Origin of the sequence: Halorubrum sp. SP9, from assembly GCF_005435015.1 — an archaeon.
GTDB classification, from domain to species: Archaea; Halobacteriota; Halobacteria; order Halobacteriales; family Haloferacaceae; genus Halorubrum; species Halorubrum sodomense.
The window spans coordinates 17,815-34,394 of sequence record NZ_SGXU01000013.1; the positions used below are offsets into that span (position 1 = coordinate 17,815).

A 16,580-nucleotide genomic window follows, 5' to 3' on the forward strand; every position below is an offset into this window, starting at 1 on the left:
GTCGACGCGGCGTCGGGCCTCTCCCGTGGAGAACACCGTCCGGGGGCGCGAATCCACGCGTCGACGCCGATTCCCGTCCGCCACTCACTCCCGGGGCGGCTCCCAGTCGAGGTCGGGGTCGAACAGCTCCTCGATGTGGCAGTCGAAGAACTGTGCGAGCTTGAACGCGAGCTCGACGGAGGGGTCGTAGCGGTCCCGCTCGATGGCGTTGACCGTCTGTCGGGACACCTCCAGCGCGGCCGCGAGGTCGCCCTGACTGAGCCCCGCCGCCTCCCGGCGCTCGCGGACGTCGTTTCTCATGCGTACCGCCGGGCGAGGTATGCGAGCCCGAAGACGCCGAAGGTGGTCGCGACGCCGAACAGCGCCCCGTCGACGACCGGCGGGACGGTCAGCCGGCCCGTCTGCTCCAGGGCGGCGGCCGCCGGTGCCGCGACGATGAGCGCGCCGCCGACCACGCGCAGGGCGTCGTAGCTGGCGCGGCGCTCCAGGGCGCAGTCGCGCTCGTCGAACAGCGTCATCGGCGCCGCCCGCCGGACCGCGAAGAAGCCGACGACCCCCAGCCAGTAGACGCCGACGGCGACCAGCGGGAAGCCGGCGGCGTCGGCGGTCAACAGGCCGGCGACGCCGCCGAGCAGCGACCCCGTCGACAGCCGGCGGTAGCGAGTCTGGGCCGCGAGCCAGTCCTCGCTCGACGGCCCGGTGGCGTCAGCAGGCACCGGCACCGCCTCGGTCGGCGACCCCGACCACCCGCTCGGCGAGCACCCACAGCACCAGCGCGGCGGTCAGCACCACCGCGTGGGCGACGGCGCCGTCCGAGACGGGCAGCAGGCCGGCGAAGTACACCAGCCAGGGGCCGCCCAGCGCGAGTCCGGCGACGACGGTGCGGACCCATCCGGGGACGCTCAACAGCGGATCGGCCGCGGCGAACCGCCGCTCGGCGTACGCTCCGACGGCGAACAGCACCAGTATGTAGCCGAGCGCGACGGCGGTGACGGGCTCTATCATGCGGGCTCACCTCCCTGACCGGCCGCGGGCGCGAGGACCCGGACCGGGCGTGACGGTCTGTCGGTCATGGCGTGGCGCACGCGGTGTCAACCGCGCTTTACAGTAAAACACTCTTTACACCCACTCACTTAAAATTGGCGGCGAACTCTCTCTACGCCGTCGGCGCTACGGGGCCGTGACGGACGGGCGGACTCGCCCGGCAGATCAGGTTTCGGACCGGTCGCGGAGCCCCGACAGCGTCTCCGCCGCGCGCAGATCTGCGACGGTACAGTACCACGCGCCGCGCACGCCGTTCAGGTCGTTCTCGACGGGGCGCTCCAGCGGCACGAGGTCGTCGAACGCGAAGACGATCACGACGCGCTCCTCGGAGAACGGGTCGATGAGCGCCTCCCAGTCGGCTTCGGCCATCGGTCCCGGCTCGCCTCGGGTCTGTTCGGTCCGGTCGACGACGCGGGCGTAGTGCGTGACCGCGGACGCCGGCGCGGTCCGATAGAAGGCCATGTAGTCGAAGGCAGCGCGGGTGCGGTCGTACGACCGCGGCGCGGGGTAGAAGCCGTCGCGGCAGCGCTCGAAGGTGTCCGGCCGGGTCGCGACGACGCAGACGCGGGCGTCGCCGGGCGCGTCGTCGCAGGGGGCGTCCGCGGCGAAGCGGTCGAGGTCCACGCCGGGGGTCGCCGGCGAGCGCGGATATATCCGCCGCCGGCCCGTACGGCGGGCGATGGCACGGAGCGCGACGAGCGCGCGCGGCGGTCCCCGCGAGCGCGACGAGACGGACGCGACACGCGGCGCGGAATCGCCCGACGATCAGCCCGGCCCGCCGGCCCTCGCGGTCGAGGGGCTCACCAAGCGGTTCGGTGACGGCGACGACGCCGTGGTCGCGGTCGACGACGTGAGCCTCAGGGTCGAGCGCGGGTCGGTCGTGGGTCTGCTCGGGCCGAACGGCGCGGGCAAGACGACGCTGATCAAGTGCGCGCTGGGGATCGTCATCCCCGACGCGGGGTCGGTGCGGGTGTTCGGCACCGACGTGCGCGACGGTCGCCGGGCGGCCTACGCGGACGTGGACGCGATGCTGGAGGGCGCGCGAAACGACTACTGGCGGCTCACGGTCCGGGAGAACCTCCGGTACTTCGCGACGATCGGCGGCGTCGACCCCGACTCGGTGGCGGCGCGCCACGACCGGCTACTCGACCGCCTCGACCTGGCCGACAAGGCCGACACGCCGGTTCGCGACCTCTCCCGTGGCATGAAACAGAAGGTGTCGCTCGCGAGCGTGCTGGCGGGCGGCGCCGAGCTGGTCTTCCTCGACGAGCCGACGCTCGGGCTCGACGTCGAGAGCGCGCGGACGCTGCGGGCGGAGCTGCGCCGGCTCGCCGCCGAGGAGGGGCTCACCATCGTCGTCAGCAGCCACGACATGACGACGATCGAGGCGGTGTGCGACCGTGTCGTGATGCTGTCGAACGGTCGGATCGTCGCGGACGACACCGTCGAGGCGCTGCTGGGCGCCGCCGCGAGCGACGCGGTGCGCGTGGCGAGCCCGGACCTGGACGCGGAGACGGTCGACGGGCTCCGCGAGCGGTTCGAAATCGTCGGGGTCGACCGCGAGGCGACCCCGCCCGCGGTGACGGTGGCCGCCGGGGGCGACCGACTGTACGAGCTGACGGACGCGCTCCGCGCGGCCGGCGTCACCGTCTCCGACATCCGGACGGTCCAGCCGGACCTCGAGGACGTGTTCCTCGAACGCACCGGCACCGTTCCCGACGCCGCCGGCGCCGGGCTCGGAGGTGAGTCCTCGTGAGCGGGGGCGGGCGGCCCCCGGACGCGTCCCCGACCGCCGGTCCCGCGACCGGCGACGAGCCCGCGACCGGCGACGAACCTGCGACCGGCGACGAACCCGCGACCGGCGACGAACCCGCGACCGGCGACGAGCCCCGGCCGGCCACCTACTACCACTTGGCGCGGGCGGTCCTCTATCGGGAGTTCCTCATTTTCGTGCGGTACCCGGCCAACGCGATCGGGGGGATCGTGGTGTCGCTGTTCTTCTTCGCCGCGCTGTTCCTCGGCGGCCAGCTGCTCGCGGGGCAGGCGCTCGCCGACTCGATCGAGGGGATCGTCGTCGGCTACTTCCTGTGGACGCTGGCGGTGGGCGCGTACTCGTCGGTGTCGAACGACATCGGTAGCGAGGTGCAGTGGGGCACCCTCGAACGCCACATCACCACGCCGTTCGGCTTCGCGCCCGTCGCGCTGCTGAAGGGGGTCGCGAAGGTGGTGCGGACGTTCCTCACGAGCGCGGTGATCCTCGCGGTGATGCTCCTCGCGACCGGGACGCGGCTCAGCCTCGCGCCGGTGACGGTGGTCGTCGTCGCCGGCCTGTCGATCGTCTCGGTGCTCGGCCTCGGCTTCGCCGCGGGCGGCGTGACGGTGCTGTACAAGCGGATCGGCAACTGGCTCAACCTGCTCCAGTTCGGCTTCGTCGGACTGATCTCCGCGCCCGTCTTCGACCTGCCGTGGACGCGCGTGCTTCCCCTGGCGCACGGCAGCGCCATGCTCCAGCGCGTGATGGTCGACGGCGTGCGGCTGTGGGAGTTCCCGCTCGCGGACCTGGCGCTGCTCGTCGCGGTCGCGGTCGGCTACCTGCTCGGCGGCTACCTCGTCTTCCAGTACGCGACGGGGCGGGCGCGGCGGCTCGGCGTGCTCGGCGACTACTGACCGACGGGTCGGCGTCGACGTGCGCGGCCTCGACGCGGGCCCGACGACACGCGCGTCACGCCGACGCCATCGACTCCGACTCGTCGCCGCGTGGCAGTCCGAACTCGACTTCGATCCGAACCGTTTCGTAGGGGACGTACGGCCGCTTCGCGCGGCCGTCCGCTTCGAAGTGGACAATCTCGTAATCGGCCAACAGCGACAGGTCGTCGTGGACGACGTGGACGTCGCGGTCGAGCCGGTCCGCCAGCGCGCGGATGCTCTCGGGCGGGCGCTCCATGACGGCTTCTAAGAGCTCCATCCGGCGGTCCGTGAGCAACTGGCGGAGCCGCGCACGGTCCTCGAAGTTGACCACGTGCGGGACCGCCTCGCCGTCCTCCCAGCGCTCGGCGCGCTCGATCGCTGCCGCCTGTGCCTGTTCTGCCGGCAGCGACGTGATTCGGAGCGTCGAGGGGTACTCGGCATCGTTCGGGTCAGGAGTAAATTCGTCGTGGGTGGGGTGGGTGTCAGTTGGTTCGTCGGTCATGGATGTCGTTCACCTCGGCTTGGAAGTCGGTGATCAGGTCGGCGAGACCGGTGAAGTCCAGTTTGGTGACTTCTCCCGTGTGCGTGTGCCGACGATGTCGCCCGATGTCTCGGTGGTGCGGCGCGTTGTCGTAGCGGAGGAGCGTGTCGCCGTCATCGTCCATGTACTGGAGGCTGTACTTCACCCCCTCCGGGTACTCCTCGTTTTCCGGGACCCGCCACGCGACCATCTCGTACCGGCTGCCGTCCGGTTTCTCCGACGCCTCCCGATACACGACCGTGGCAGGCATCGGCTTTGTACGTTGTGGTACGACCACAACTGTGTTACCGCTTTTCGTTGTGTTTCAAGTACAACAAATTGGCATTGGTCCCGATTCATAACCGAACCCGGACGACGCCGTCTGTCGGGGTTCCTATCGATCCTCGTCCGGCTCCGCGGCGAGCGCCTCGTCGCGGAGTTCGCGGCAGCGCTCGCCCGTGATCTCGAGTTCGGGGACGGGCGTCGGGTTCCCCTCGGCGTCGACGGCGACAAACACGAAGTACGACTCCGTGGTGAGCTCGCGCTCGCCCGTGCGCGGCGACTCGCGGTACGCGCGGATCCGCGTCCGGAGGCTCGTGCGCCCGACCGCGTACACGTACGACTCGATGACGCAGGTGTCGCCCTGCGGGACCGGCCGCTTGAAGTCGAGCCCGTTGATCTTGGCCGTGACACAGGTCTCGCCGGCGGCGCGCATCGCGGACATCGCGCCGATCTCGTCCATCCACTTGACGACGTTCCCCCCGTGCGCGGAGGCGTAGTTGTTCGTGTGGGTGGGCTGAACGCGCTGGCGGTTCTCGATGTACGTCTCGCTGACGCTGGGCATGGTCGCCCGTGGCGCGGCCGCGGGAAAAACACCGGTCCCGAACGCCCTCCGACGGAGGTCCGACGCCTCCGCCGCGCTTGCTTCACGACCCCCGCCGCGCGAGCAAATTATCATGTCGTGTAATTTGGCCTTTACTCCTAAGTAGGGCAGTTCGCTCCGGGCGAACAACAGATGATGAACGCGATCACCGCGCGGTACGGTCGGCGGGTCGGGGCGGCCGTCCTCGCGACGCTCGCCGTGACGCTCGGCTTCATCGCCCTCTTCGGGACCCACGTCGCGACCGTGGGGACGCCGGCGGCGGCGACCGCGGCGCTGGCGTCGGTCGGCGTGGTCGTCACGCTGAACCTCGGCCTGTTGGGCATCGTGCTGGTCGGCAACGTCGCCGTCGAGCTGCGGCGGCTGACGGAGACGGCCGAGGCGGTCGGCCGCGGCGAGTTCGACGCTCGCGCCACGTCCGACCGCGGCGACGAGATCGGCCGGCTGTTCGACGCCTTCGACGAGACGCGACGGTCGCTCCGGGACGCGGTCGCGGAGTCCGAGCGGGCGCAGTCCGAGGCGGAGGCGGCCCGCGAGGAGGCCGAGGAGCTGTCGGACACCCTCTTGGAGCGCGCCGAGGAGATCGGCGGCGCCATGGAGGCCGCCGCGGAGGGCGACCTCACCCGCCGGCTCGACGCCGACGGCGACGTGGACGCGATCGAGCGCATCACGGCCGCCTACAACCAGATGACCGGCGGGCTCTCGACGACCGTCGAGGACATTCAGGCGTTCGCGGGCGACGTGGAGGCCACGAGCGAGGAGATGGCCGCGGCGGCCGACGACGTGGCCGCGATGAACCAGGAGGTGGCCGCCGAGATGCGCGCGCTGGCCGACGAACTGGACGAACAGACCGACCGGCTGCGCGAGACGGCCGCCGATACCGACGACTTCTCCGCGACCGTCGAGGAGATCGCGTCGACGACGGACGAGGTGGCGGGCGACGCCACCGCCGCCGCCGAGCTGGGCGCGGAGGGCGAGCGGCGGGCGACCGAGGCGGTCGAGGCGATCGCGGCGATCGGCGAGCTGCTGGCGGAGCTGGACGAGCTCGTCGCCGGGCTCGACGACCGGATGGACGGCGTCGCGGAGACGACCGACGTGATCGCGGACATCGCCGAGCAGACGAACATCCTCGCGCTGAACGCCTCGATCGAGGCGTCGCGGGCGGGCGGCGATGGCGACGGGTTCGCGGTGGTCGCCGACGAGGTGAAGGAGCTCGCCGAGGAGACGCGCGAGTCCACGACGGAGATCGAGGCGACGGTCGGCGAGGTGACGGAGGACGTCTCCGCGGTCGCGGGCGAGATGGACCGGACGATGACGGAGCTCGACGAGACGACCGCGGCGGTCGAGGCCGCGGGCGAGGCGATCGAGGAGCTCACCGGCACCGTCGAGGACGTCGACGTCGCGATGGCGGACATCGCGCGGGCGACCGACGAGGGCGCCGAGGGAATCGAGTCGGTCGCGGCGCGCGTCGAGGCGGTCCACGGCTCGGCGACCGACGCCGCCGACCGCGCCCGGTCGCTCGCGGCGACCGCCGACGAGACGGCCGAGACGGTGGGCGACCTCGCGGAGATGGCGACGGCGCTCTCGGAGCGGACCGCGTCGCTCACCGACCGGCTCGCGCAGTTCGACACGCGTGCGGACGCGGCCGATGTCGGGGGCGGGGCCGGGGCCGCCGCGAGTCCGACCGCCGGCGACGCGGAGGTGAGCGCCGATGATTGAGCCGTCGACGGTGCGGTTCGCCTCAGCGAGCGTGTACGCGGTCTCCGCGGTCGCGCTGCTCGCCTTGGCGCGGCGCAAGCCCGCCGACCTACGCCGATACTGCTACCCGTTCGTCGCGGTCGTCGCGGCCGCGGGCGCCGGGATCGGGCTGTGGGGCGCCGGGATCGGGACGTTTGCGGTCGCGAACGGCACGCTGGAGGCCGGGCAACTGCTCTCCGACTACGTGGCGTACCCGTTCCTGTTCGGGTTCGCGGCGTTCGTCTCCGGGGCGAGCCGGCGCTACGTGGTCGGCGTCGTCGCGATCACCGCCGCGATGCGGCTCGGCTACGACTTCGCCGAGGTGTTCGCGGGGCCGCTCGCGGCCGCGGGCACCCTCGCCATCCTCGTCGGCTACGTCGTCCTGCTCGGGCTGTTCTTCGGCCCGCTCGCGGGCGCGGCGGCCCGGCAGCCGCCCGAACGCGAGCTGTTCTTCACGAAGACGCGGAACCTCGCGCTGTTCGCGTTCGGCGTGTTGATCGCGTGGGCGATGCTCCAGATCGCCGGGCTGTTCGATCAGTTCACCGCGGCGGTGACGCTGGAGTACCTCGACCTCCTGCTCCGCGTCGGGTTCGCCGGCTTCGTCTTCGCGAACGTGGAGACGCTGGCGGCCGAGGCGGAGTCCGGGGACGATGCTGGTACCGACACGGGCCAGCCCGCGTCTCACACGGCGGGAACAGGCGCCGACTGAGGCGACGGGACTCACATTTCACGCGAATCCGCTGCTACGTCGGCCGACCAGACTAAATAATTCGCCGGCACCAGAATTATATAGTCGCTGCTGTTACTGACGAGTATGCCTGTCGACGAGCCGGGCGAGGAGTTCGGACTCGCCGAGGGTTTCAGCGCGGACCTCGACGCCGAGCCCGCCGACGAACGCGTGTACCGGGTCGCGCTTCAGCTGTACGACCCGGCGGGGGTGTCGGAGATCGCGGAGCGCGCCGCCTGCGCGCCGGACACCGCGCGGCGGCATCTCAAGCGGCTGGCCGACATCGGCGTCGTCGAACGCGTCTCGGAGTCGCCGCTCACGTTCGCCCGCAACGAGTCGTATTTCGAGTGGCGACTCCGAAACCGACTCGAAGCCCTATCACGCGACGAGCTCCACGACAGGCTCGCCGAGCTCACCGACCGCGAGGCGGCGTTTCGAGAGCGCTTCGACGCCGAGTCGCCGACCGACATCGACGCGCTCGACCACGCGGAGTACGACGACGTCGAGACGGTGTGGCTCGCGTTGAGCGAGTGGCACACCGTCAGGGAACGGATCGACCGGCTGGAGGCCGTCCGGCGCGGTCGCGGCTCCGACTTGTCCGCCGAGGAGAACGCTGCGTGACCGAGTCCGCCCCGTCGCGGTCCGTCGACGAGGCGACCCTCCGGTATCTCGGTCGCGCGTTCGGTCGACGGGACGAGGTGAGCCAGACGTCGCTGTTCCCCGCGAACAAGCCGGAGCGTCTCGCCGTGACGCTCGACGCCGAGTACCACCCCGAACTCGTCGGGGTCGTCTCGCTCGAACTCCGCGCGTACACGAACGGTGACTTTCATGTCTCGTACCACGAGCGACGCGCCGGCGACCGGCGGCAGTGTCGATGGGACCGCCACGACCAGCCGCACAACACGCGGGACCACTTCCATCCGTTACCCGACGCCGACACGACAGCCGCGGTCGACCGAAGCTACGCGACGGACCTCACCCGCGTCATCGAACGAACCGTGCTGCCGTGGGTCGACGAGCGGGTCGGCGCGCTGTGGGAGTCAGACGGGAGATAAGTCGGCGGCGATATCGAGTGCGGCAGCATATTTATCCGTAGTTCCGACATAGCGAGTCATATGTCCGGGCTCGAAGCGGACCTCGATGCCATCGCGGCCGCCGGCGGCTACGACGACACCGACGCCGTGGTCGAGGAGGCCGTCCGCGAGCTGTTGCGTCGGCGTCCGGAGCTTCGGCTCTCGCTCGCGGTCGAGAAGTACCGCACCGGTGCGGTGAGTCTCAACCGGGGGGCAGAACTGGCCGGCGTCTCGACTGAGTCCTTCGTGCGCGAACTCGCGGATCGGGGGATCGACCGGGAGGCCGGATTCCTGAGCGAGTCCGTCCGCGAGGATCGCCTGGGGACGTTCCTCGAGTAATCGACGGATGGCGCTCGTCGACAACAACGTCCTGAGTTCCCTCGCGAAGATCGACCGGCTGGAACTGCTCCCGTCGGTGTTCGAGACCGTCGAGACGCCGCTGTCGGTCATCGACGAACTCGACCGTGCCGCGGCCGAGGGATACGATTTTGTCACGCGTATCGACGCCGTCAAATCGTACAACGACGGCTGGCTCGAAATCGTCGCTCCGACGGGAGCCGAACTCGAACTGGCGGACGATCTGGGCGATCACGCGCTTTCCTCGACTGACGCGCGGTGCCTCGCGATCGCGTCGCAGCGTGACGCGCGACTCGTGACCGACGACGCGCACGTCGGCACGCGTGGAGCACAGGTCGGCGTCGAGGTGTGGGATCTCGTCCTGTTGTTACAGGCGGCGATCCACTGCGACGTGATTTCCACGACCGAGGAACTGTCGACGCTCGTCGCGGAACCGCGAGACCGAGACGGCTATCGGTTCTCCGAGGAGGACCGGAATACTCCCTCGAATATGCCCCGGTACTCGGACGCGGACCTCCTCGACGAGATCCGCCGCGTCGCCGACGTCGCCGACGCCGACGGCGCGCCCTCGCTCCAACAGTTCTGCGACCACAGCGACATCGCCGACACGACCGTCCTCCGCCGGTTCGACTCGTGGAACGCCGCCGTCGCGAAGGCCGGATTCGAGCCGAACGATCCCCAGAAGCGTATCCCGACCGAAGACCTTCTCGACGAACTCCAGCGCCTTCACGACGAGGTCGGCCGCGCCCCCACGATCGAGGAGATGAAAGACCAGGGCGAGTACTGGCCCTCAACGTACAAGAATCGATTCGGGTCGTGGGCCGAGGCGCTCGATACCGCCTTCGATCACATCGACGCTGACAATTTTTTCCAGTCGCGAGCGGTGGCCGAACCGGACGACCCGGCCACACCCGGGCCAAAAGTATCGACTGACGAGCTGCTCAACGATCTCCGAGAGCTCGCGGACGAGCTCGGCGAGCCACCGCGCTTCACAGAGATGGTCGAACACGGAGACCATCGCGCACGCACGTACACAAAGCGGTACGGGTCGTGGGCCGAAGCCCTCGAAGCGGCCGGACTCGACCCGGCGGACCGGTCGAGCCGTCACCAGCAGGTATCAGATGACGCGCTACTCGCCGATCTCCATCGCCTCCGTGAGGACCTCGGTGGCGTGCCCACTGCGACCGACGTCGTCGAGGCGGGGAATCACGGGATCGCGACCTATCAGCGGCGGTTCGGTTCGTGGAGTGAGGCCCTCGAAGCGGCCGGGCTCGAGACCGAGCCTGACCGGCCAAGCGATGACGAGCTGCTCGCGGACCTCCACCGGCTTCACGATGAGCGCGACAAGGTGCCCTCGCTACTGGACGTCCGAGACGCCGGCCAGTACACCGAGAAGCAGTACCGAAACCGGTTCGGGTCGTGGCGCGAGGCGCTCGACGCGGCGGGCTTCGACGCGGATCGCGGGCCGACAGACGAGGAACTACTTGCCGAACTCCATCGACTCAGTGACGACCTGGAGAAGCGTCCCTCGATGAACGACATGACCGACCACGGCGCGTACGGGTGTACTACGTACCAGCGGCGGTTCGGCTCGTGGAGTGCGGCTACTGCGAAGGCGTTCGACGAGACGGAGGACTGACCGTACTCAGAACACTCGTCGGAACGGGAACGCAGACGACTGGGCAGGTCCCTACCCTGAAAATCAGCACCCAGTCGCCTGAGAGGGTCCGAACCCTGTTTTATGTTCGCCACAGCGAGTATGTAGATGTTCCGGTCGTCGGACCTACACGGAACCGGCCACACCACCCCAGAACGGCTGTCTCCGTCCGATACTCTCAACATTGAAAACGACCGTCTGACGCCCGCTGCGCGGTGTGTGTGGCATTCACACACTTCAGGAGACCACACAAAGCATTTATACTCAACACTAGTTGTTAGGGACGCAGCCCTACCCGGAACACCAACACGGTGTGAACTGCGACGCCGACGCGAGTAAGTCCGATCAAGTCCGGCCGCGCCCTCGATGGGATGTTGGACGACGACGAACGGGCGATCGAGATCGGGGCAAAGCAGGGTGTCGCGACGCAGAACACAACAACACACAATGACAAACGACAATAATACACGCAAGAAGGCTAACGCGGTCTTCTTTGCGGCGGTCATGGTTCTGTCCATGGTCGCTGCCGGCTTCGCTGCTGCGCCGGCCGCGGCCGCTGTCACGTCGGCTTCCGCTAACGACGTGGCTATCGGACAGACCTCTACGGTGCAGACGGTAACTGCATCTGCTAACTCGGATGGCGCAAGGATTACAATTGATGTCAGTGCGGCGGTCTCTGCTGGTGCGGCTCCGCAGAGCGTCAGCGCGTCGTCGACCGGCGACGATACGATTGACTCCGCCAACTACTACTCCAGCAACGATACTGTAGTGGTTGAAACGTCGGCACCTTCGAGTACTCCCGACGGTACAACTGACATTTCCGTCGACATCACCCACGACACCACCGGCCTCTCGGCGGCCACTAGTGTTCAGTACGATGTTGGTGACGGAACCGGTACCACCGCAGCAACCTTCGCTGCGGTTGAACCCGGTGTTCAGGATGTTTCCGTCACCAGTGGTGTCGACCTCGTGGAACAGAGCAGCGCAATAACGCAGACGCAGAGTGTTGATTTCGGCGTCCCGAACGACGGTGACAATCAGGTCACTATTGACATCAGTGAAGCGCTCGCTGCTGACCTACAGATAGACGACCCGTCGTCGGACATTTCCACGGGGAATGTCCCGGGCCCCGTCAGCGTTGACGCAGTCAGTCTTAATGCGGACGCGGAAACGATCACGTTCAACCTCTCGGACGACACCGCTGACGGTCTCGCCCACGAGGGCAGCTTCAACCTCAACATTGATTTCAACACGAGTGCGGTTTCAACCGACAACCGTGTTGAACACGTCTTCACAGACGACTTCGGCAACGAGGAGACGGCCGAGTTCAAGACGCTTGAAGAGACCTCGACGACCGTCTCCCAGGGTGGTTCTGATGTTGAAGCCTTCTCCGGCGAAATCATCCGTCTCGAAGGTTTCACTGGGACGACGACCCAGGTCACGTTCTTCGAGTTCGATCAGGATGCCACTAACAACCAGGGGAACCGTGTTGACACGATCAGCACTGCGCCTGGTGAGCTGTTCAATTACAACACCGAAAACCTCGGTGGCGGCGAGTACGTCGTTCGATTCGACGACGGAAGTGGCACGGTCGACCGCGTCAACGTGACGCTGCTGGACCTCGGCCTTGATGCCGAGCTCGTCGACGAGCAAGTCCAGACGGACGAGACCATCGAATTCGACGCTAACTCCAACGACCCGCAGGGCGCCTACACTGCGGAGCTCTTCGAGGCTGACGCGGATGTCGACGAGGACAGCCCCGTCGACACCGTGACCGGCACCTTCGACGGTGCTGGTGAGGTCACGGACAGCTTCGAGGCACCCTCGGAAACGGGTAACTACACGGTCGTCGTCACGCACGACACCACCGACATCACGGCCCAGACCGGCGAGGTCCAGGTCAGTGAGGCCGGTGAAGGCGAACTCGCACTCCCCGAAGGCAGCACCAGCGTTGCCCAGGGTGACGTCGCGAACATCACCGTCGAGTTCACCGAGACCTCGACCGGTACCGTCGTGGTCGGCGACCTCGAAGACACCAACTACCAGGCTAACATCACCGTCGAGGACGGCAGTGGCGACGGCGAAGTTAACCTGCTGTTCAATACGTACGCCGCCGGCGGCGCTGGTAGCGGTACCCTCGTCGACGTGGCGAACGACGACGACAGCGTCACTCTCGAAGCCGAGACTGGCGGTCTCACCGACCTCCTCGACACGGGCGACTACGATGTCACCGTGAGTCCGACTGCGGTTAGCGGTACGGACGCGAACGCCGCGATCGAGGACTCGACCGACATCGGCTCGCTCATCATCGAGGAGCGTTCCACTGGCGACATGCAGCTCTGGCGCACCACCCCTGATGTCCGCGACGACGTCGTGGACGTTCAGGACGAAGACGGTGACGCCGCCGCTGTCGACGCCATTCTGAACGGCGTCGAGGATGGCGTCGTGACCCAGACGGACACGGTCGCACTCGGTAACCCCAGCGACGTGCTGGTCCACCAGATCTCCGCGACCGGTCTCGAAGGTGTCCTCGACGCGCAGGGCGCCAACAACAACGCTGCGGCGCTCTACGACCTGCTCAGTACCACGAACACCTACAACACTGACACGATCCACGCGGCAAGCCTGACGTTCACCGAGCAGAACCCCGGTGCGAACCAGGAAGCCAACGAGATCAACGCTGTTGACGACTTCAGCGCCTCCGAGTTCGAGCAGGCCGTCGACGTCGTCTACGACGACGAGAACGGCGACTACTACGTGTTCCTCGACCTCGACACGGTCAACAGTGCGCTTGAAGACAACGGCAACGTCGACGGCATTCAGGCCGACGACGAGTACACCGCTGACTTCAGCGTTCAGGAGCCGCTCCTGACCGACGCTGAACAGGACGACAGCACTGACGACATCGAGGCCGCGTACGAGTCGGCGAACGCGACCTTCGATGCCGTTGAGGCTGAAGGTTCCTTCGACCTCGATCCGGTTGAGGTCGGCAACGCCGAGAATCAGTCCATCGCGGGCGAGATGAACGTCGCGCCTGGTACGGAGTTCGCGCTGCGTGTCCAGAGTGACAGTGCTGAGACGAACTTCATCAAGAATGCCGAGTCGGTCGTCGTCCAGCCGGACGGCACCTTCTCGGCCTCCCTCGACTTCAGCGAGCAGAGCGTGAACGACACGTTCACCGTCTCGACGCGGCAGTCGCCGCTCACGACCGAGCTGAGCACTGACGGCGTTGTCGTCGAGGCTGTCTCCGAGCCCGCGAACTTCGCGGTTTCGGAGCTCAACCCGCAGGACGTGACCGCGACGGTCGGCGACGCGCTGACCATCACGGCCACCATCGAGAACACCGGCGGCCAGGAGGCCACCCAGACTGTCGAGTTCCGCGTTGGCGGTAACTCGGTCGCCAGTCAGGAAGTCACGCTGGGTGCCGGTAACAGCACCACCGTCGAGTTCGCGGACGTCGACACGTCCGGTCTCGACGCTGGCGAGTACGAGCACGGCGTCTTCACGGACGACGGCAGCCAGACCGCGACGCTGACGCTCGAAGCCGCCGACTCCGGTACCGGCGACGGCACCGGTGACGGCTCCGGCGACGGCTCCGGTGACGGCTCCGGTGACGGCTCCGGCGACGGCTCCGGTGATGGCTCCGGTGACGGCTCCGGCGACGGCTCCGGTGACGGCTCCGGCTCCACCGACGGCAGCACGCCCGGCTTCGGTGCCATCGTCGCGCTCGTCGCGCTCATCGCCGCTGCGCTGCTCGCGACCCGCCGCAACGACTAACGTCGCTGCCGCGGTCGCGACTCGCAGTCACTAACCATCGGCCCTCGCGGGCCGACCCACACGCGGTTTTTCTTTATCGCGCTCGACTCGGCCAGCGGCGGCGCTTGCGCTCGTCGTGATCGGGTCGTGTTCTGACGCCAGTTCGCTCGTCGCTTCCGAGAAAAACGACTCCTGACCGGCGGAATGCTCTTTGAAATCGCCGTTCAACTGCGATCTATGACGCGTGATCCGGATCCAGAGGATACGGCCGGCCTCCTTTCCGAAGCCGACGCTGAAACTGCGAAAAACGTGGTCGACCGCCTCCGTGGTCGAGGCCGTGACCGCTTCGACGCCGCCCGCGCTGCGTTCGACGACGCCGAGAGCGACTCGTGACTCGGTTCGGGATCTGGGATTTTCCCCGCAGCGGACGCGGATTTAAGAACGTTGGCGGATAAGAATACGGCATGGCTGCTGAGATCTCCGACCGCGTTCGCGAAATTGCGGCGGCTCGCGAGCTCTCCGAGTCCGAAGTCTTCGAGCGCGCCCTCGAACGAGGCCTCGAAGCCCTCTGGAAAGATCTCGTCCTCGCGCAGTACCTCGCCGGCGACCTCGACCGTGCGGCGGCGATCGACCGCGTCGGGCGGGCGACGGTCGAGCGAGCCGACCGAGAGCGTTCGGTCGTCGAGGATGACGTCGATTGGGGCTTGAACGCGTGACACTCGCGGCAGTCTCGGACGCGGGACCGCTCATTCATTTTGCCGAAATCGATTCGCTTGAACTACTCGCGACGTTCGACACGCTCCTCGTTCCAAAGACCGTCTACGAGGAAGTCGAGTCCGGTGGTGTTCCTGCCGGGTTATCGGATCTCTCGTACGAACTCGTCGAAGCCGACGAACGTCGAGTTGACGAAACAGAACTGGATGCCGGAGAGCGCGCCGCAATTGCGATCGCGAAGGATCGAAGCGTCGTCCTGCTGACGGATGACCTTGCTGCCCGGGAGGCCGCAACCGACGCTGGCGTCGACGTACACGGTACCGTCGGCATTATCGCGCTCGGCTACGGTCGCAAGGTACTCGGTAAGGCGAAATCTCGTATGCGCGCACTCCAACGTGAAACGAGTTTGTTCATCTCTGAGACGGTCGTGGAGCGTGGCATCCAAATGCTCGATGAACAATAATCTGATACCATTGGTCTATGTACCAATGGATGTGTGGCCTCACTAACCGACGACGCCACGGTAATACCCGTGACCGACACCACGCCGCCGCGACATCCGATGGAGCGCGAACGGCTTCGAGCCGAATCGACCCTCGTCGTGACGGTGAACCCGCCGGGCGAGTTCCACGACGACGTCACCGACGCGATCGAGACGCTCAAACGGGGCGACGCGGCCGACGCCACGCCCACGCTCGCGTTCGCCAGCTACGACGACCTCATGGCGACGCTGACGCCGCGCGTCCTCGATCTCATCGAAGCGATCCGCCGGGAGGAGCCGGAGAGCATCAACGAGACCGCACGTGTCGTCGATCGGGACGTGAAGAACGTTCACGAGGAACTCAGCCGGCTCGCCCGGTTGGGAATCATCTTCTTCGAGGAGGACGGCCAAAGCAAGCGCCCGGTCGTCTGGTTCGACGAACTCGTTATCAACCTCCCGTTCGATCCGGAGGCCGACGACGCGGCCGCGGCCGCGCCGTGACTCCTCCCGAGAACGCGAAACGAACGCCGACAGATCAGAAAATCGCTACTCCTCGTCGCGCTCACGCCGCCAGCGGCGGCGCTCGCCGCGGACGATGCTCGGCGAGCGCGTTCGGATCGAGTCGCACTGAGAGCTGGGACCCGAGAAAACAGTTACTCCGTTTCGAGTCGCTCGTAGATGACCGCGTGGCGTCGACCGTCGAGTTCACCCATCTCTAAGGCGATCGCTCGGCGTTCCGCGTCCGTCTCGGCCGACTGATACCGCTCGTACAGGCGGCGGACCTCGTCGTCGACCGAGGTCGTGGAATCGCTACTGGACGCCATTCGTGTGGTGTTCTGGAAGTTACAAAATAAAAATCCCGCTTCTCAAGGCGGGGAGGATGTCAACCACAAATTGACCTCCTCCCGCGCCTGAAGACGCGGGAATCCCACCACGGGATTTCAGG

At 67.4% G+C, this 16,580-nt stretch carries 21 protein-coding genes; 13 read left to right on the top strand and 8 right to left on the bottom strand.

What is annotated here, in order from left to right; all coding sequences use genetic code 11:
• Positions 1 to 84: 84 nt before the first annotated feature.
• The 4 genes from EXE45_RS09315 to EXE45_RS09330 all read right to left on the bottom strand — a co-directional run bounded on the left by EXE45_RS09315 (position 85) and on the right by EXE45_RS09330 (position 1,668).
• A complete protein-coding gene (locus tag EXE45_RS09315) occupies positions 85 to 300 on the bottom strand; it encodes a helix-turn-helix transcriptional regulator (protein WP_137694164.1) in 216 nt (71 codons plus the stop codon).
• Positions 297 to 716 (bottom strand): hypothetical protein, encoded by a 420-nt coding sequence (locus EXE45_RS09320; protein WP_137694165.1) that lies wholly within the window; start codon positions 714 to 716, stop codon positions 297 to 299. The genes EXE45_RS09315 and EXE45_RS09320 overlap by 4 nt, the downstream gene beginning before the upstream one ends.
• Complete coding sequence (locus EXE45_RS09325) at positions 706 to 1,005, bottom strand: hypothetical protein (RefSeq protein WP_137694166.1); 300 nt, start codon at positions 1,003 to 1,005, stop codon at positions 706 to 708. Before EXE45_RS09325 ends, EXE45_RS09320 begins: the two co-directional genes overlap by 11 nt.
• A 204-nt stretch (positions 1,006 to 1,209) precedes the next feature.
• Complete coding sequence (locus tag EXE45_RS09330) at positions 1,210 to 1,668, bottom strand: hypothetical protein (protein ID WP_092920748.1); 459 nt, start codon at positions 1,666 to 1,668, stop codon at positions 1,210 to 1,212.
• A 55-nt stretch (positions 1,669 to 1,723) separates the two neighbouring features.
• Here EXE45_RS09330 and EXE45_RS09335 point away from each other — a divergent pair, with 55 nt between their 5' ends.
• Positions 1,724 to 2,800, top strand: a complete 1,077-nt coding sequence (locus EXE45_RS09335; protein ID WP_137694167.1) for an ABC transporter ATP-binding protein — start codon at positions 1,724 to 1,726, stop codon at positions 2,798 to 2,800.
• Positions 2,797 to 3,711 (top strand): ABC transporter permease, encoded by a 915-nt coding sequence (locus EXE45_RS09345; RefSeq protein WP_241989454.1) that lies wholly within the window; start codon positions 2,797 to 2,799, stop codon positions 3,709 to 3,711. The genes EXE45_RS09335 and EXE45_RS09345 overlap by 4 nt, the downstream gene beginning before the upstream one ends.
• 55 nt (positions 3,712 to 3,766) lie before the next feature.
• On the opposite strand, the gene EXE45_RS09350 is transcribed toward EXE45_RS09345, so the two are convergent.
• The 3 genes from EXE45_RS09350 to EXE45_RS09360 all read right to left on the bottom strand — a co-directional run bounded on the left by EXE45_RS09350 (position 3,767) and on the right by EXE45_RS09360 (position 5,096).
• Entirely contained in the window at positions 3,767 to 4,234 is a 468-nt protein-coding gene (locus EXE45_RS09350) for a transcriptional regulator (protein ID WP_137694168.1), read from the bottom strand.
• Positions 4,215 to 4,523, bottom strand: a complete 309-nt coding sequence (locus EXE45_RS09355) for a DUF6516 family protein (protein ID WP_092920751.1) — start codon at positions 4,521 to 4,523, stop codon at positions 4,215 to 4,217. The genes EXE45_RS09350 and EXE45_RS09355 overlap by 20 nt, the downstream gene beginning before the upstream one ends.
• A 123-nt stretch (positions 4,524 to 4,646) precedes the next feature.
• Positions 4,647 to 5,096, bottom strand: a complete 450-nt coding sequence (locus EXE45_RS09360; protein ID WP_092920752.1) for an acyl-CoA thioesterase — start codon at positions 5,094 to 5,096, stop codon at positions 4,647 to 4,649.
• Between the two features lie 171 nt (positions 5,097 to 5,267).
• On the opposite strand from EXE45_RS09360, the gene EXE45_RS09365 reads away from it, so the two are divergent.
• The 11 genes from EXE45_RS09365 (at position 5,268) to EXE45_RS09410 (ending at position 16,135) form a co-directional block, all read left to right on the top strand.
• Positions 5,268 to 6,851 (top strand): methyl-accepting chemotaxis protein, encoded by a 1,584-nt coding sequence (locus EXE45_RS09365; protein WP_137694169.1) that lies wholly within the window; start codon positions 5,268 to 5,270, stop codon positions 6,849 to 6,851.
• Complete coding sequence (locus EXE45_RS09370) at positions 6,844 to 7,578, top strand: bacteriorhodopsin (protein WP_137694170.1); 735 nt, start codon at positions 6,844 to 6,846, stop codon at positions 7,576 to 7,578. The genes EXE45_RS09365 and EXE45_RS09370 overlap by 8 nt, the downstream gene beginning before the upstream one ends.
• A 105-nt stretch (positions 7,579 to 7,683) precedes the next feature.
• On the top strand, positions 7,684 to 8,217 hold the full coding sequence (locus EXE45_RS09375) for an ArsR family transcriptional regulator (RefSeq protein WP_137694171.1): 534 nt from the start codon (positions 7,684 to 7,686) through the stop codon (positions 8,215 to 8,217).
• Positions 8,214 to 8,651 carry a hypothetical protein gene (locus EXE45_RS09380; protein WP_137694172.1) on the top strand — a complete coding sequence of 146 codons (438 nt, stop codon included), beginning with the start codon at positions 8,214 to 8,216 and terminating at the stop codon, positions 8,649 to 8,651. The genes EXE45_RS09375 and EXE45_RS09380 overlap by 4 nt, the downstream gene beginning before the upstream one ends.
• Before the next feature lie 60 nt (positions 8,652 to 8,711).
• Complete coding sequence (locus tag EXE45_RS09385; RefSeq protein ID WP_137694173.1) at positions 8,712 to 9,008, top strand: UPF0175 family protein; 297 nt, start codon at positions 8,712 to 8,714, stop codon at positions 9,006 to 9,008.
• A 7-nt stretch (positions 9,009 to 9,015) separates the two neighbouring features.
• Positions 9,016 to 10,665 (top strand): homing endonuclease associated repeat-containing protein, encoded by a 1,650-nt coding sequence (locus EXE45_RS20420; protein WP_199233611.1) that lies wholly within the window; start codon positions 9,016 to 9,018, stop codon positions 10,663 to 10,665.
• A 465-nt stretch (positions 10,666 to 11,130) separates the two neighbouring features.
• On the top strand, positions 11,131 to 14,460 hold the full coding sequence (locus EXE45_RS09395; RefSeq protein ID WP_137694174.1) for a BGTF surface domain-containing protein: 3,330 nt from the start codon (positions 11,131 to 11,133) through the stop codon (positions 14,458 to 14,460).
• A 216-nt stretch (positions 14,461 to 14,676) separates the two neighbouring features.
• Positions 14,677 to 14,832 (top strand): hypothetical protein, encoded by a 156-nt coding sequence (locus tag EXE45_RS19615; protein WP_158294258.1) that lies wholly within the window; start codon positions 14,677 to 14,679, stop codon positions 14,830 to 14,832.
• Positions 14,833 to 14,903: 71 nt separating this feature from the next.
• Complete coding sequence (locus EXE45_RS09400) at positions 14,904 to 15,155, top strand: hypothetical protein (protein WP_092920788.1); 252 nt, start codon at positions 14,904 to 14,906, stop codon at positions 15,153 to 15,155.
• Positions 15,152 to 15,616: a nucleic acid-binding protein gene (locus tag EXE45_RS09405; RefSeq protein WP_137694175.1), complete on the top strand. Its 465-nt coding sequence runs from the start codon at positions 15,152 to 15,154 to the stop codon at positions 15,614 to 15,616. Before EXE45_RS09400 ends, EXE45_RS09405 begins: the two co-directional genes overlap by 4 nt.
• Before the next feature lie 99 nt (positions 15,617 to 15,715).
• Entirely contained in the window at positions 15,716 to 16,135 is a 420-nt protein-coding gene (locus EXE45_RS09410; RefSeq protein ID WP_137694211.1) for a hypothetical protein, read from the top strand.
• Positions 16,136 to 16,287: 152 nt separating this feature from the next.
• Here the strand turns inward: EXE45_RS09410 and EXE45_RS20425 are convergent, their stop codons facing one another.
• Positions 16,288 to 16,458, bottom strand: a complete 171-nt coding sequence (locus EXE45_RS20425; protein ID WP_167603345.1) for a hypothetical protein — start codon at positions 16,456 to 16,458, stop codon at positions 16,288 to 16,290.
• Positions 16,459 to 16,580: the final 122 nt, after the last annotated feature.